Origin of the sequence: Streptomyces sp. NPDC090022, assembly GCF_044748145.1 — a bacterium.
GTDB lineage: Bacteria > Actinomycetota > Actinomycetes > Streptomycetales > Streptomycetaceae > Streptomyces.
Map to the genome: position 1 here is coordinate 70,778 of NZ_JBIVFN010000023.1, position 13,344 is coordinate 84,121.

Annotated in this window: 13 protein-coding genes; 5 read left to right on the forward strand and 8 right to left on the reverse strand. The window is 74.3% G+C overall.

All coding sequences use genetic code 11. The features are described from left to right. Positions 1 to 41: 41 nt before the first annotated feature. From moeZ to ACIPXB_RS29760, 7 genes are all read right to left on the reverse strand, one after another. Positions 42 to 1,220, reverse strand: coding sequence for an adenylyltransferase/sulfurtransferase MoeZ (gene moeZ / locus ACIPXB_RS29730; protein WP_401454723.1), 1,179 nt, complete (start codon positions 1,218 to 1,220; stop codon positions 42 to 44). 63 nt (positions 1,221 to 1,283) lie between these two features. Next, positions 1,284 to 2,030, reverse strand: coding sequence for a spherulation-specific family 4 protein (locus tag ACIPXB_RS29735; protein ID WP_401454726.1), 747 nt, complete (start codon positions 2,028 to 2,030; stop codon positions 1,284 to 1,286). Then, complete coding sequence (locus tag ACIPXB_RS29740; RefSeq protein ID WP_401454728.1) at positions 2,018 to 3,016, reverse strand: NAD-dependent epimerase/dehydratase; 999 nt, start codon at positions 3,014 to 3,016, stop codon at positions 2,018 to 2,020. The genes ACIPXB_RS29735 and ACIPXB_RS29740 overlap by 13 nt, the downstream gene beginning before the upstream one ends. 49 nt (positions 3,017 to 3,065) lie before the next feature. Then, positions 3,066 to 3,932 (reverse strand): hypothetical protein, encoded by an 867-nt coding sequence (locus tag ACIPXB_RS29745; protein WP_401454730.1) that lies wholly within the window; start codon positions 3,930 to 3,932, stop codon positions 3,066 to 3,068. A gap of 335 nt (positions 3,933 to 4,267) precedes the next feature. After that, entirely contained in the window at positions 4,268 to 5,896 is a 1,629-nt protein-coding gene (locus ACIPXB_RS29750; protein WP_401454814.1) for a glycosyltransferase, read from the reverse strand. Between the two features lie 172 nt (positions 5,897 to 6,068). After that, positions 6,069 to 7,568, reverse strand: a complete 1,500-nt coding sequence (locus tag ACIPXB_RS29755; RefSeq protein WP_401454731.1) for a DUF3152 domain-containing protein — start codon at positions 7,566 to 7,568, stop codon at positions 6,069 to 6,071. A gap of 5 nt (positions 7,569 to 7,573) precedes the next feature. Continuing rightward, entirely contained in the window at positions 7,574 to 8,554 is a 981-nt protein-coding gene (locus tag ACIPXB_RS29760) for an alpha/beta fold hydrolase (protein WP_401454734.1), read from the reverse strand. 120 nt (positions 8,555 to 8,674) lie between these two features. On the opposite strand from ACIPXB_RS29760, the gene ACIPXB_RS29765 reads away from it, so the two are divergent. From ACIPXB_RS29765 to ACIPXB_RS29780, 4 genes are all read left to right on the forward strand, one after another. After that, complete coding sequence (locus ACIPXB_RS29765; protein WP_401454737.1) at positions 8,675 to 8,890, forward strand: hypothetical protein; 216 nt, start codon at positions 8,675 to 8,677, stop codon at positions 8,888 to 8,890. Between the two features lie 158 nt (positions 8,891 to 9,048). Then, entirely contained in the window at positions 9,049 to 9,690 is a 642-nt protein-coding gene (locus tag ACIPXB_RS29770) for a TetR/AcrR family transcriptional regulator (protein WP_401454740.1), read from the forward strand. A 115-nt stretch (positions 9,691 to 9,805) separates the two neighbouring features. Beyond that, positions 9,806 to 10,033 carry a DUF3107 domain-containing protein gene (locus tag ACIPXB_RS29775; RefSeq protein ID WP_401454743.1) on the forward strand — a complete coding sequence of 76 codons (228 nt, stop codon included), beginning with the start codon at positions 9,806 to 9,808 and terminating at the stop codon, positions 10,031 to 10,033. Positions 10,034 to 10,156: 123 nt separating this feature from the next. After that, entirely contained in the window at positions 10,157 to 10,450 is a 294-nt protein-coding gene (locus ACIPXB_RS29780; protein ID WP_401454816.1) for a hypothetical protein, read from the forward strand. Between the two features lie 168 nt (positions 10,451 to 10,618). On the opposite strand, the gene ACIPXB_RS29785 is transcribed toward ACIPXB_RS29780, so the two are convergent. Then, positions 10,619 to 11,365 (reverse strand): ferritin-like fold-containing protein, encoded by a 747-nt coding sequence (locus ACIPXB_RS29785; RefSeq protein WP_401454745.1) that lies wholly within the window; start codon positions 11,363 to 11,365, stop codon positions 10,619 to 10,621. A gap of 461 nt (positions 11,366 to 11,826) precedes the next feature. Between ACIPXB_RS29785 and ACIPXB_RS29790 the strand changes: the two genes are divergently transcribed. Beyond that, positions 11,827 to 13,344 (forward strand): DEAD/DEAH box helicase (locus tag ACIPXB_RS29790; RefSeq protein WP_401454818.1); only part of this gene is annotated, 1,518 nt, incomplete at its 3' end.

A 13,344-nucleotide genomic window follows, 5' to 3' on the forward strand; every position in this document is an offset into this window, starting at 1 on the left:
CGCGGTACGGCCCCTTGCCTCGTCGTCCCGATCCGGCCGGGTCAGTAGACCGGCTTCTCCGGCTCGATCTGGTGGACCCAGCCGATCACGCCGCCGCCGACGTGCACCGCGTCCGAGAAGCCCGCGGACTTCAGCACGGCGAGGACTTCCGCACTGCGGACACCCGTCTTGCAATGCAGGACGATCTTCTTGTCCTGCGGCAGGTCCTGGAGGGCGTTGCCCATCAGGAACTCGCCCTTGGGGATCAGCTTGGCGCCGGGGATCGAGACGATCTCGTACTCGTTGATCTCGCGGACGTCGATGATCTCGATGTTCTCGCTGTCGTCGATCCACTCCTTGAGCTGCTTGGGAGTGATCGTCGAACCGGCGGCCGCCTCCTGGGCCTCCTCGGACACGACGCCGCAGAAGGCCTCGTAGTCGATGAGCTCGGTGACGGTCGCGTTCGGACCGCAGACCGCGCAGTCGGGGTCCTTGCGGACCTTGACCTGGCGGTACTGCATCTCCAGGGCGTCGTAGATCATCAGGCGGCCGACGAGCGGCTCGCCGACGCCGGTGAGGACCTTGATCGCCTCGGTGACCTGGATGGAGCCGATGGACGCGCAGAGCACGCCCAGCACGCCGCCCTCGGCGCAGCTCGGGACCATGCCCGGCGGCGGGGGCTCCGGGTACAGGCAGCGGTAGCAGGGGCCGTGCTCGGACCAGAAGACCGAGGCCTGGCCGTCGAAGCGGTAGATCGAGCCCCACACGTACGGCTTGTTCAGCAGCACGCAGGCGTCGTTGACCAGGTAGCGCGTGGCGAAGTTGTCCGTGCCGTCGACGATCAGGTCGTACTGGCTGAAGATCTCCATCACGTTCTCGGCCTCGAGCCGCTCTTCGTGAAGGACCACGTTGACGTACGGGTTGATGCCCAGCACGCTGTCGCGCGCCGACTCGGCCTTGGAGCGGCCGATGTCCGACTGGCTGTGGATGATCTGCCGCTGCAGGTTGGACTCGTCGACCTCGTCGAACTCCACGATGCCCAGGGTGCCGACGCCGGCCGCGGCCAGGTACATGAGGGCGGGGGAGCCGAGGCCGCCCGCGCCCACGGCCAGCACCTTGGCGTTCTTCAGGCGCTTCTGGCCGTCCATCCCGACATCCGGGATGATCAGGTGGCGGGAGTACCGACGGACCTCGTCAACGGTGAGCTCAGCTGCTGGCTCGACCAGGGGTGGCAGCGACACGGGGACTCCGTAGATCGGTAAGTCTGAAAGGTTGTTCTCCCCGTAACACTGCCACGCCCTCCTTCATTCCGAGACACCCTGTCCGATACGCGAGACAATTTCGTCCCAGTACGCGGGCATGCCGGCCCACGGGTCCCCGGTGCCGTGCCGGTCGGTGAACCAGATCGTCCCGGCGCCCTGCCAGCGGGCGATGCGCAGGGCCTCGTCCAGATGGGTGCGCGGCACCCCGTGGACGAGGTGGCAGAAACGCTCCGGCGGGTACGCCGAGGTCCACTCCGCCACCTGCGACCAGCGGTAGTCGGCCCACCCGCCGGAGAAGGTGACCAGCTGGTCGGCGGCCTCGGCGTAGCCCGCGTACGGATGGGTGCCGTGGCCCAGGACCACGTGCAGCCCGTCCCCGAGCGTGCGCAGGGTCTCCACCACCCGGCGGACGGCGGCCAGTTCGGTGCGGTCGGCGGGGGCGTCGGCCAGGTAGAAGCCGCCGACCCGGTACCAGTCGACGTACCGGTGGGCGTCCGAGATCAGCTCGCCGAACGGACGGGCGCCGTCTCGCATGGCGAGATGCCCGAGCACGGTGCCGCCGGCCCCGGCGAGCCGGCCCGTGGCCTCGGTGCAGTGCGGGTCGGGCCGCCGGCCGGGGCCGTCGGCGACGTTGAGCACGGCCCAGTGCAGGGGCGTGCCCGGCCGGGTGAGTTCGGCCCATTCCACCGGGGCGACCAGCGGGTGGGCGTAGCCGGGGATGCCGAAGCCCGGGCGGCCGGACTCGGTGGCCGGCGCCAGCGCGCCCGGCGGGCTCGTCAGATGCGGCATGCCGCCTCCATCCAGATGTCCGCGAGGGATTCCTCCAGGTTGATCCGCGGCCGCCAGCCGAGCCGGTCCCGGGCGGTGCGCACATCGGCCTGCTGCCAGGCGCCGCAGCCGTCCGGGTACGGGTACGCGGCCGGCGAGGGCGGGGCCGCGAGCTGCTCGGCGGTGGCCTCGGAGCGGGGGGCTCCGATGCGGTAGCCGTGCGGCTGGCCGTGGCCCTGCGGGTGCTGTGCGGGGACGTCCAGTTCGTGCAGGGCGCCGCCGTAGCCGGCGACCCGGGCGAGGACGGCGGCCGCGTCGCGCAGCCGGACCGCGCGCCCGGTGCCGATGTTGACGACGCCCTGCGCGGCGGAGAGCGAGGCCGCGTGCACGGCCCGGGCCACGTCGCGGACGTCGACGAAGTCGCGCTGTACGCCGAGTCCGCTGAGCTTGAGCTCGCCGTCGCCGGACTGCATGGCGCGGCGCATGGCCTCGGCGAGCCGGCCGAGCGGCGATCCGGCGGGCGTGCCCGGGCCCACCGGTGAGAACACCCGCAGCACGACGGCGTCCAGCCCGGAGCCGAGCACCAGCTCGGTCGCCGCGAGCTTGCTGACGCCGTACGGTCCGCCGGGTCTGGGGACGGCGTCCTCGGCCGTGGAGGACCCGGGCTGGCTGGGCCCGTACTCGGCGGCGCAGCCGAGCTGGACCAGGCGGGCCCCGCAGCCGCTGCGGCGCAGGGACTCGCAGATGGTGGCGACGGCCACCGTGTTGTGGCGGGTCAGCTCGCGGGCGCCGCCGCGGGTGGCGCCGGCGCAGTTGATGACGACGCCGGGGTGGACGGCGTCCAGGAACCGGGTGAGGGCTCCGGGGCTGCCGGTGGCGAGGTCGAACCGGACGTCGGCGTCGTCCCCGCGGCCGAGCGCGGTGAGCTGCACGGCCGGGTCGGCGAGCAGCCGGTCGGCGACGTAGCGGCCGAGGTATCCGTTGGCTCCGATCAGCAGCACCCGCATCGCGCGGACCCCCTTGGGTTGGCTTGCCCGTTCATGTCCTGTCTCTCCTTCATGTGTGTGCGTGTGCGGATGCACGGGACAACGCGAAGACGGCGTGGACCAGGAGCCCGGCGGCGGCGAGGGCCGGAACCGCGCCCGCGGCGAGCGCGGTGAACACGGTGAGGACAGGCGCCCGCCCGGTCCCGTGCCGCAGCAGCAGCCGGGCCAGGAACAGCAGCACGGCGAGCGGCGCGGCGGCGAGCGGCGGAGCGCCGGCGAGCGCCAGCAGCGGCAGGGCGAGCGCGGCGTACGCGACGACGGCCGCGACGAGCAGGGGCCGGGCCCCGGCGGCGAAGTCCGCGAGCGCGGGGCTGCTGCCGAGCCGGCGCCGGGCGCGGGCCGCGAACCAGCCGCCGGCCAGGTGGGCCGGGGCGACCGCCAGGGCCAGCCCGACGCCGAGGGCGAGCCCGTGGCGGTGCACGGCGTACCCGGTGGCCGCGGCGGCGAGCAGCTGCACGGCGAGGGTGCGCCGCCGGGGCCGGCCGAGGCCGGCGACGACGGCGAGCACGGCCACGACGGCGGCCCACCCGGCCCCGGTCCCCAACGCCCCGGCCCCCAGCGCCCCGCCGGCCGCCCCGGGCAGGAGCGGGCGGCCGTCGGCGAGGGCGGCCGCCACGGTGGCGAGCAGGGCGACGGCGCCGGGCAGCACCGCGTACCCGACGGCGCGCAGCGCGCGCGGGGTGACCCGGCGGGCGGCGGCGTCCGCACCGCCGGCCCCCGCGGCGGACCGCGGCGGACCACCGGCCCCGTCGGCCGGGGGCACCCGGGCGTAGAGCTCCTCGGCGAGCGAGAAGACGTCCCGGTGCCGGAACCGGGCGGCGGTACGGTCGGTGATGCCGTGCGCCTCCAGCCCGGCGGCGATCTCCAGCGGATCCACGGCCCGCTCGCATAGATCCCGATGCCGGTACAGCAACGCCTTGACGGGATCCCCACCCCCGCGCCGTCGGCCGCCACCACTCCCGGGGGCCGCGCCCCCGGCAGGCGCGGGGTCCGCCGCAGGCACGCCGGTGGCGGCAGGTGTGGCGGGCGCCGCAGGCGCGACGGGCGCGGCAGTCACGGCAGACGCAGCAGTCACAGCAGACGCGGCGGCCGCCGCAGGCACGGCAAGCACGGGGAGCGGGGCAGGCGCGGGGTCCGCCGCAGGCGCGGGGGCCGCCGCAGGGGCCGTAGGGGCTGGAGTGGGGGCCGGGTTGCCCGGCGTGGCGGCGGTGGTCATACCGTCGCCTCCGGGGAGTCGGCCAGGGCCGGGCCCGCCGCGGCCGGGACGGCCGGGGGCGGTGCAGCCGCCGCTGTGGCGCCCGCGGCCGGGGCGGCCCAGGTCGCGGCGCCCGCGGCCCAGGTCGGGGCCGTCCAGTGGCCTGGGATGACCGCTTCGGGTGGGGCCGTGAAGAAGGCGCGGGACGGGGGTGGGGTGCGGTGGGCTACCAGCTGGAGGTAGATCTCGCGGAACGCGGCGATGTTCTGCTCCACCGTGAAGAGCTCCAGGGCCCGGGCGCGGGCGGCCGCGCCCAGCCGGCCGGTCCGCTCCGGGTCGCGCAGCAGGGTCAGGCAGGAGTCGGCCAGCGCCCGGGGGTTGCGCGGCGGGACCACCAGGCCGGTGCCGCCGATGACCTCGCACACCGCGCCCACGTCGGTGGACACCGTGGCCCGGCCGCACAGCATGGCCTCGACCAGGGTGATCGGGAAGCCCTCCACGACCGAGGAGAGCAGGGCGATGCGGCCGGCGCCGTACGCGTCGGCGACCGAGGGCGCCTCGGGGCCGCCGATCTCCTCGAAGGTGACCGGGCTCTCCCCCACCGTCACGGCGTTCGCGGCCTCGTCGGGGAAGAGCTGGGCCGCCAGCGAACGGCAGTCGGCGAGGTACGCGGGCGAGACGGCCGTGGCGAACAGCCGCAGCCGGGTGCCGGGCGCCGCGCGGCGGATCTCCGCGAACGCGTGCAGCAGGGCGATCAGGTCCTTCGCCGGCTCTATCCGGCCGACCCACACCAGGGTGTCCGGATCGCCCTGGTCGGCGGCCTCGCCGACGGTGGCGAATCGGTCCGCCTCCATCCCCGGGTAGACCGTCCGCAGCCGGTCCCGGGGCGCACCGCACCGCTCCTGCCAGCGCCGGGCGTGCGCGTTGCCCGGGGTCAGGGTGTCCGCGGCGGTGTACAGCTCGGTGGCCAGCCGCAGCTGGAAGGCCGCGAGCAGCGCCCGGACCGCCCGGCGCGCGTCGGGCGCCGCCAGGTAGTGCGCGCGCAGCTGGACCCCGTACTCGGTGAGCAGCAGCGGGACCCCGAAGAAGCGTTTGGCCAGCAGCCCGGGCAGGGCCACGACGCCGCCGGCCGCGGCGTGGCAGACGTCGGCGGCGCCGAGGTCGTCGTACCAGTCCAGGGACAACGGCCGCAGGGCGCGCTCCAGTTCGTCCACGAACGCCAGCAGGTCCGGGACGCCCGCCGTCTGGACGGCGGGGCTCGCGCCGGGCGCCCGGCAGGCGGACTCGACGGCCCGTACCGCCGTCTCCGAGCGCAGGGCGGCGTACAGCCCGCCCTCGTTCCGGGCGAGTTCGGCCAGCCCGTAGAGGCCGGCGGCGAAGGGGGCCCCGTCGCCCGTGCAGATGCCGGTCATCAGCTCGCCGAAGAGGGCGGCGAAGCGGCGCCGTTCGCGGCGGCCGTAGCTGCGTCCGTCGTCGGCCGGGGCCCACAGTTCGGCCGTGCGGTGGGCGCGGCCGCCGCCGGGCCGGGCGGCGCCGCCGCGCTCGCGGTGCATGGTGTAGAGGTCGAACTCGTGCTGCGGGAGCCCGCGCACGAGCCGTTCGCACCACAGCCTGGACTCACCCGTTGTGAGCAGCCCGATCCGCACGAGCGGCACCCCCGATCTCCCGTTCAGGCGGCCTCCGTCGGTCCGGTGACCCGCCGCGGGAGAACTCAAGCGGATATGCCGGTGGCGCGACGGACGGTTGTCCGTCGCGCCACCGGAAGGGGTGAAGAGTCGTAACTTTCGCCTGCGGCGGGCGTTCAGGAGCGCTAAACGGTCAGTTGTCGGGGAAGACCCAGGGGTTGGCCTTGCAGCGCACGCCGTCGATCTCGAGGGACTTGGTCTGCTGCTGCATGACGGGCGCGAGCGCGCCGGGGGTCTTGCAGTTCACGTGCCCGTGCCCGAGCCGGTGGCCCACCTCGTGGTTGATGAGCATCTGGCGGTAGGCGAACATCTGGTCCTGGCCGAACGTGGCCGAGCCCTGCGCCCAGCGGAAGGCGTTGATCATCACGCGCTCGGTGGACCCCGAGTCGCAGGAGACGTTGTCGACGGTGGTGTCCAGGTCGGACTTGGCGCACCAGATGCCCGTGGTCCCCGGGCTGGCCAGGGTGATCACGAACTTCGTCTCGCCCGAGGTCACCCGCTCGAAGGTCATCGCCCCGTCGTGGGACCAGCTCCGGGGGTCGTTGAGGGTGCGGTGGACGGCCTCCGCGAAGAGGTCCGCGTCCAGGCCGAGGCCCTGTTCGACGTCCACCCGGTAGCGGACCAGGCGGCCCTTGCCGGGCGCCTTGGCCCCGCTCCGCACGGCGTCGAAGGCGTTCGGCCCCTTGAGCCCGGCGTCGAGCGGGAACACCTCGGCCATCAGCTGCTCGTACGTCTTCGGCGCGGCCGGCTGCGGCGCGGGCGCGGCGGCCTCCGGGGTCGCGCGGTCCTCGGACCGGGAGACGGGGGTCCGCTGCGGGGCCGCCCTGCCGGCGCCGTCGTCGGCGGCGAGCGTGCCGGGCTGCCGGGTGTCGTTCTCGGCGGTCACCTGGAGGGCGACGACCACCGCGAGCGCGGTGGTGACGGCGGCCGCGGCCATGCCGGTGTAGGTACGGGCGCGGCTGCCGCGGCCGGTGGCCGGCGGCTCCTCCGCGGGCGGGCGCGGCGCGGGCACCCGGCGGTGCGAGCCGGTGGAGGTGACGGGGTCCGCGGGGGCGCCGCCGGACCCCGCCGGCTCGGTGGACACCGCGGAGTCCATGAACGCCAGGGACCGCGCGTACGGCGCGTCGCCGGCCTCCGCACGCGGCGGTACGGCCTCGCGGCGCGGGGAGGGCAGCTTGACCTGCGGGTATCCGGCCGCCGGGGTCTCGTAGGGCGGTGCGTCGTAGGGCGGGACGCCGGTGTCGAGGAGCGCGGCCTGGGCGGCGGACGGCGCGCCGGGGCCGCCGTAGGAAGGGTGGGAAGGGGAGGAAGGGGAGGAAGGGGAAGCGGGTGCGGGACCCGCCGGCCGGGAGCGCGGGACGCCGCGCCAGTCGCCGTAGACGGCCCCGGCGGCCGGGTCCGGTGCCGGGGCGGGGCGGGGTGCCGGGGCCGTGGGGCCCGTGCCCCAGGCGCCGCCGGATTCGTACATCTGCGGGTGGCCCGCGCGCGCGCCGGGGGCCGGCGGCGGGGCGTACCCCTGGTGTGTGGTGGGGGGCTCGGTCCTGCGGCGCCGGCCGCGCGGCCTGTCGGCGGCGGCCGGCTCGGCACTCGCCGGGCGGGCGGGGGCGGGGTCCTTGCGACTATGTCGTCCCACCGGTCTCAGCCTCTGCCGTCTTTGTCTCGGTCGTCAGTGTCACGGAGCAGTTCCCTGAAGGCCGCTGCCACGACCTCGGGGTACTCCATCATGGCCACGTGCCCGGCCTCCGGCAGGCACAGCAGCCGCGAACCCCGGAAGGCCGCGGCGGCCCGGTGGGCCATACGGTACGAGACCAGCTGGTCCCGGCCGCCGTAGATCAGCAGGGTGGGCGCGAGCACCCGCCCGGCCTGTCGCCACAGTCCGTGCTGGCCACCGAGGGTATAGGCGTCGACGATGCCGCGCGAGGAGCGGGTCATCGCTTCCCAGAAGTAGGGGAGCTCCAGCCGCCGTTCCATCTCCTCGACGGCGTTGCGGAAGCCCTCCGGCGTCACCCGCGAGGGGTCTCCGTAACAGAGGCCCATCACTCCCCGGGTGCGCTGTTCGGCCGTCAGGCCGCGGGTGAGGCGGGCGAAGAGCGCGGCCGCGCCGGGCACGGCGAGCAGGGCGGTCGGCACGGCCGATCTCTGGACGCGCAGCTCCGGCAGGGCGGGCGAGACGAGGGTGAGGGTGCGCACCAGGTCGGGGCGGACGGCGGCGACCCGGGTGGTGACGGCGCCGCCGAGGGAGTTGCCGAAGAGGTGGACCGGGCCGCGGCCGGCGGCGTCGAGGTGCCGGATGACGGCGCGGGCCAGACCGGTGACGGAGTAGTCGCGGTCGGCGGGCGGCGGCGAGTCGCCGAAGCCGGGCAGGTCGAGGGCCTCGCCGTCGAGGACGTCCTCGAGCTGGGCCATCAGCGTCGACCAGTTCTGCGAGGACCCGCCGAGGCCGTGCACGTACAGGGCGGGCGGCAGGTCCGTACGGGCCGGTGGGCGCGCCCGCACGCTCAGGGTCAGGCCGGGCAGCACGACGCGGCGCAGCCGCTCACCCTCGGCCACCCGGACCGCGCCCGCCGGGGAGGACGCGGTGGCGGTGGACCGGACACCCGGCAGCTCCGTCGAAGACATGCGGGCAATGTTACGAGACGATCACGCTCGCCCTCGTGTGTTCGCGGTCACAAGTCCGCATAGCGGCGGAACCCCGACTCTCCTAGGCTCATAGGTGAGCGAGGAAAAGAGGGGAGCCGCATGAGTGTCGACCCCGCGGAGCCGGACACCTTCCAGGAACAGGTCCGGAAAACGCTCGACGCGGAGGCCCCGGAGGGGGACGCGGTCGAGCAGCAGACCGAACTGAATCCGCAAGATGACGACCCGCTCACGGAACTCGAAACCGGTGAGGCGGCCGAGGGGGACGCCGCCGAGCAGGCGCGTGTGGTCCCGCAGGACGAGGACGACTACCGCTGATGCTCCGCCGGGTACCCCGGTGACCGGGCCTGACCAGCGCCGGGGGCGTCCGCAGCGCGAGAAATCTCGGCCTGGACCCCCCGGATACGGTTACCGAAAAGTACGATGGCGGGCGCGGCGCAGAGCGCACTGTGTTCAAAGAGAAAGTGGGAGGCGGCGTGACAGCCATCGAGCAGACCGAGGCGGCGCGCCCGCGGGGCACGCGACTGCCGCGCCGAGCCCGACGCAACCAGCTGCTGGGCGCCGCCCAGGAGGTGTTCGTCGCGCAGGGGTACCACGCGGCCGCGATGGACGACATCGCCGAGCGCGCGGGCGTCAGCAAGCCGGTGCTCTACCAGCACTTCCCCGGCAAGCTCGATCTCTACCTGGCCCTGCTGGACCAGCACTGCGAGAGCCTGCTGCAGGCGGTGCGCGGGGCGCTGGCCTCGACGAGCGACAACAAGCTCCGGGTCGCGGCGACCATGGACGCGTACTTCGCGTACGTGGAGGACGAGGGCGGTGCCTTCCGGCTGGTCTTCGAGTCCGACCTGACCAACGAGCCGGCCGTGCGCGAGCGGGTGGACCGTGTCTCGCTCCAGTGCGCGGAGGCGATCTGCGAGGTCATCGCCGAGGACACCGGCCTGTCCAAGGACGAGTCGATGCTGCTGGCGGTCGGCCTGGGCGGGGTCTCGCAGGTCGTGGCCCGCTACTGGCTCTCCAGCGAGAGCCCGGTGGAGCGGGACAAGGCGGTCGCGCTGCTGACGTCGCTGGCCTGGCGCGGTATCGCCGGGTTCCCGCTGCACGGGACCGACGCCCACTGAAACTGTTCGCTCGCAGCGTGTCCGGCACGGGCCGTGCCGATCCCCTCTCCGGGCTAATGTGGTCGGCGTACAGCGCGATCACCGCGCGAAACCGGACCGTCGGAGGGACATAGCCGTGGAGGTCAAGATCGGCGTGCAGCACGCACCCCGGGAGATCGTGCTGGAGAGCGGACTGAGCGCCGAGGAGCTCGAGGCCGTTGTCGCCGACGCGCTGTCCGGCAAGACGCCGCTCCTCAGCCTGACCGACGTCAAGGGCCGCAAGGTGCTGGTGCCGGCCGACCGCATCTCGTACGTGGACCTGGGCGAGCCCAGCGTGCGCAAGGTCGGGTTCGGCGCGCTCTGAGCCGGCTGGCGAGAAGCCCGTGACACGGCCCGGTGGTTGTTCCACCGGGCCGTTTCCGTTTCTTCCGCTTCGGGTAGGACGGCAGTGACCTGGATCGCCCTGATGTGTGGGAGGGACCTCATGGTGCTGCTCGAAGTGCTCGGCTCTGCTCTGCTGGGTCTCGCCCTGTCCGCGGTCGCGCTCAGAACGCTCGCCGGGCGTCTGCCGTCGACCCGGATCGTGCTGGTCAGCGGGGTGGGCGGGGCGCTGTTCGGGGCGTACCTGACGCACTTCTCGCTGGGGCCCGGGCACAACACGCTGATGGCGACCCTCGGGGGCGCGGTGTTCGTCTCGGCGGTGGTGCTGTCGCTGCTGCTGCGGCCCGCCGCCCGTTCCGGACGGTCGTCGGCGCGTACTCCGTTTTCAGTCCCGTCGTAGCGGCCGCCGGCCGCCTCGCCGCGGCCGCCCCGCCCAGCGCCTGCCCGCCGCACGCGCCCTGACGGCGCGGCACACGACGGCGCCCCTGACGGTACGGCAGACGACGGCCCCGGTGCGCGCCGCGCACCGGGGCCGTCGTGCCGGGCCCCGTGGCGGGGGCCGTACCGCTCAGGCCGCCAGGCCCAGGGCGGCCATCCGCTTGGTGTGCGCCTTGGTGATACGGGTGAACATCTCGCCCACGGCCGCGAGGTCGAAGCCGGCCGCCATCCCGTCGACGCCGCCGACCAGCATGGTGGAGAGCGCGTCGCGCTCGGCGACCACGCGCTGGGCCTGCGAGAGCGCCTCGCCCATGAGGCGGCGCGCCCACAGCGCGAGCCGGCCGCCGACGCGCGGGTCGGCCTCGATCGCGGCGCGCACCTTCTCCACGGCGAAGTTGCCGTGGCCGGTGTCGTCGAGCACGCCGAGGACCAGGGCGCGGGTGTCGGAGTCGAGGTGGGAGGCCACCTCGCGGTAGAAGTCACTCGCGATCGAGTCGCCGACGTACGCCTTGACCAGGCCCTCCAGCCAGTCCGAGGGCGCGGTCTGGCGGTGGAAGTCGTCCACGCCCTTGGCGAAGGGCTCCATGGCGACGGTCGGCTCGGCCTCGATGGCGGCCAGCCGGTCGCGCAGCCGCTCGAAGTGGTGGAACTCGGCGGAGGCCATCTTCGCCAGCTCCGCCTTGTCGGCGAGGGTGGGCGCGAGCTTCGCGTCCTCGGCGAGCCGCTCGAAGGCCGCGAGCTCCCCGTAGGCGAGCGCGCCGAGCAGGTCCACGACGGCGGCCCGGTACTGCGGGGAGGCGGAGGCCTGCACCCAGTCCTGGGCGGCGATCCCGGTGGGTTCCTCGTCGGCGGGCGATGCGTTTTCTGCGGTCGACATGCACCGCACAATAGCCCGCCGGGAGGGGGCCGGAACCACCTGGCCAGTCGGGCTGTCCAGGCCGACCCGGTGAATTCACCCGACACGCCTGCGCGATTCCGGGGTACAGTGGTAATGCGCCTGCCGAATACTCGACGGGCCATCTGAATGAGGATGCCCGGTCGGTGGCCCGATCGGCTCCAACCGACCGCCCTCCAGCGTGGTGCGCACGTCCAAGCGTGCCGCCGCCACGAGGGGCCCCCTCAGCGGCATGAGCGCGCTTGAGCGAAGGCAGTGGTCCCGCGCAGCTTCGTACGTCGTAGTACTGCAAGCCAGGCACGGTACGACCCCCCTCGCCGCCTCGCGCCGCGTCTCACAGAAGAGGCAGCACCCTGACTACGTTCCGAGACCTCGGGATCTTTCCCGAGACCGCCGAAGCCCTCGAGGCCGTCGGCATCGTGTCCCCCTTCCCCATCCAGGAGATGACCCTTCCCGTCGCCCTCTCCGGCACGGACGTCATCGGCCAGGCCAAGACCGGCACCGGCAAGACGCTGGGCTTCGGCCTCCCCCTGCTGGAGCGTGTGGTCGTCCCCGCCGACGTCGAGGCCGGCCGGGCCACGCCCGAGCAGCTGACCGACGCCCCGCAGGCCCTCGTCGTCGTCCCGACGCGCGAGCTGTGCACGCAGGTGACGAACGACCTGCTGACCGCGGGCAAGGTCCGCAACGTCCGCGTCCTCGCCATATACGGCGGCCGCGCGTACGAGCCCCAGGTCGAGGCCCTGAAGAAGGGCGTCGACGTGATCGTCGGCACCCCCGGCCGCCTGCTGGACCTGGCGGGCCAGAAGAAGCTCGACCTCTCGCACGTCAAGGCCCTGGTCCTGGACGAGGCCGACGAGATGCTCGACCTGGGCTTCCTGCCCGACGTCGAGAAGATCATCAACCTGCTTCCGGCGAAGCGCCAGACGATGCTGTTCTCGGCGACCATGCCGGGCGCCGTCATCGGCCTCGCCCGCCGCTACATGTCGCAGCCCACGCACATCCGCGCCACCGCGCCGGACGACGAGGGCGCGACGGTCGCGAACATCACGCAGCACGTGTTCCGTGCCCACTCGATGGACAAGCCGGAGATGGTCTCCCGGATCCTGCAGGCCGAGGGCCGCGGGCTGGCGATGATCTTCTGCCGTACCAAGCGCACGGCGGCCGACATCGCCGAGCAGCTGGAGCGGCGCGGCTTCGCCTCCGGCGCGGTCCACGGCGACCTGGGCCAGGGCGCGCGCGAGCAGGCTCTGCGGGCGTTCCGCAACGGCAAGGTCGACGTGCTGGTGTGCACCGACGTGGCCGCGCGCGGCATCGACGTCGAGGGCGTCACGCACGTGATCAACTACCAGTCGCCGGAGGACGAGAAGACCTTCCTGCACCGGGTGGGCCGTACCGGCCGCGCGGGCAACAAGGGCACCGCCGTCACCCTGGTCGACTGGGACGACATCCCGCGCTGGCAGCTGATCAACAAGGCGCTGGACCTGCCGTTCAACGACCCGGAGGAGACCTACTCGACCTCCCCGCACCTCTACGAGCTGCTGAACATCCCGGCGGGCACCAAGGGCATCCTGCCCCGGGCCGAGCGCACCCGCGCCGGTCTGGCGGCCGAGGAGCTGGAGGACCTGGGCGAGCCCGGCGGCCGCGGCCGCCGGTCCGCCGCGACGGCCGCGACGGCCGCCCCGGAGCGCCCCGCGCGCACCCGGACCCCGCGTCAGCGCCGCCGGACGCGCGGCGGTGCGGACCTCGCCGACGCCGGCGCGGTGACCCCGGTCGCCGAGGCGCCGGCGGCCGAGCAGGCCGGCCCGGCCGCGGAGGCCACCGAGCCCCGCAAGCCGCGCCGCCGCCGGACGCGCTCGTCGTCGTCCGCGTCGGCGGTGTCGTCGGTGTCGTCGGCGCCCGCCGCCGCGACCGCCACCGTGGTCACCCCGGTCGAGACCGCCCCCGTGGCGGAGGAGACCGCG

Excerpts from the sequence above, each read along its gene's own strand:
- ACIPXB_RS29760 (WP_401454734.1), bottom strand. The coding sequence starts at position 8,554 with ATGTCTTCGACGGAGCTGCCGGGTGTCCGGTCCACCGCCACCGCGTCC.
- ACIPXB_RS29765 (WP_401454737.1), top strand. The coding sequence starts at position 8,675 with ATGAGTGTCGACCCCGCGGAGCCGGACACCTTCCAGGAACAGGTCCGG.
- ACIPXB_RS29740 (WP_401454728.1), bottom strand. The coding sequence starts at position 3,016 with ATGCGGGTGCTGCTGATCGGAGCCAACGGATACCTCGGCCGCTACGTC.
- ACIPXB_RS29735 (WP_401454726.1), bottom strand. The coding sequence starts at position 2,030 with ATGCCGCATCTGACGAGCCCGCCGGGCGCGCTGGCGCCGGCCACCGAG.
- ACIPXB_RS29785 (WP_401454745.1), bottom strand. The coding sequence starts at position 11,365 with ATGTCGACCGCAGAAAACGCATCGCCCGCCGACGAGGAACCCACCGGG.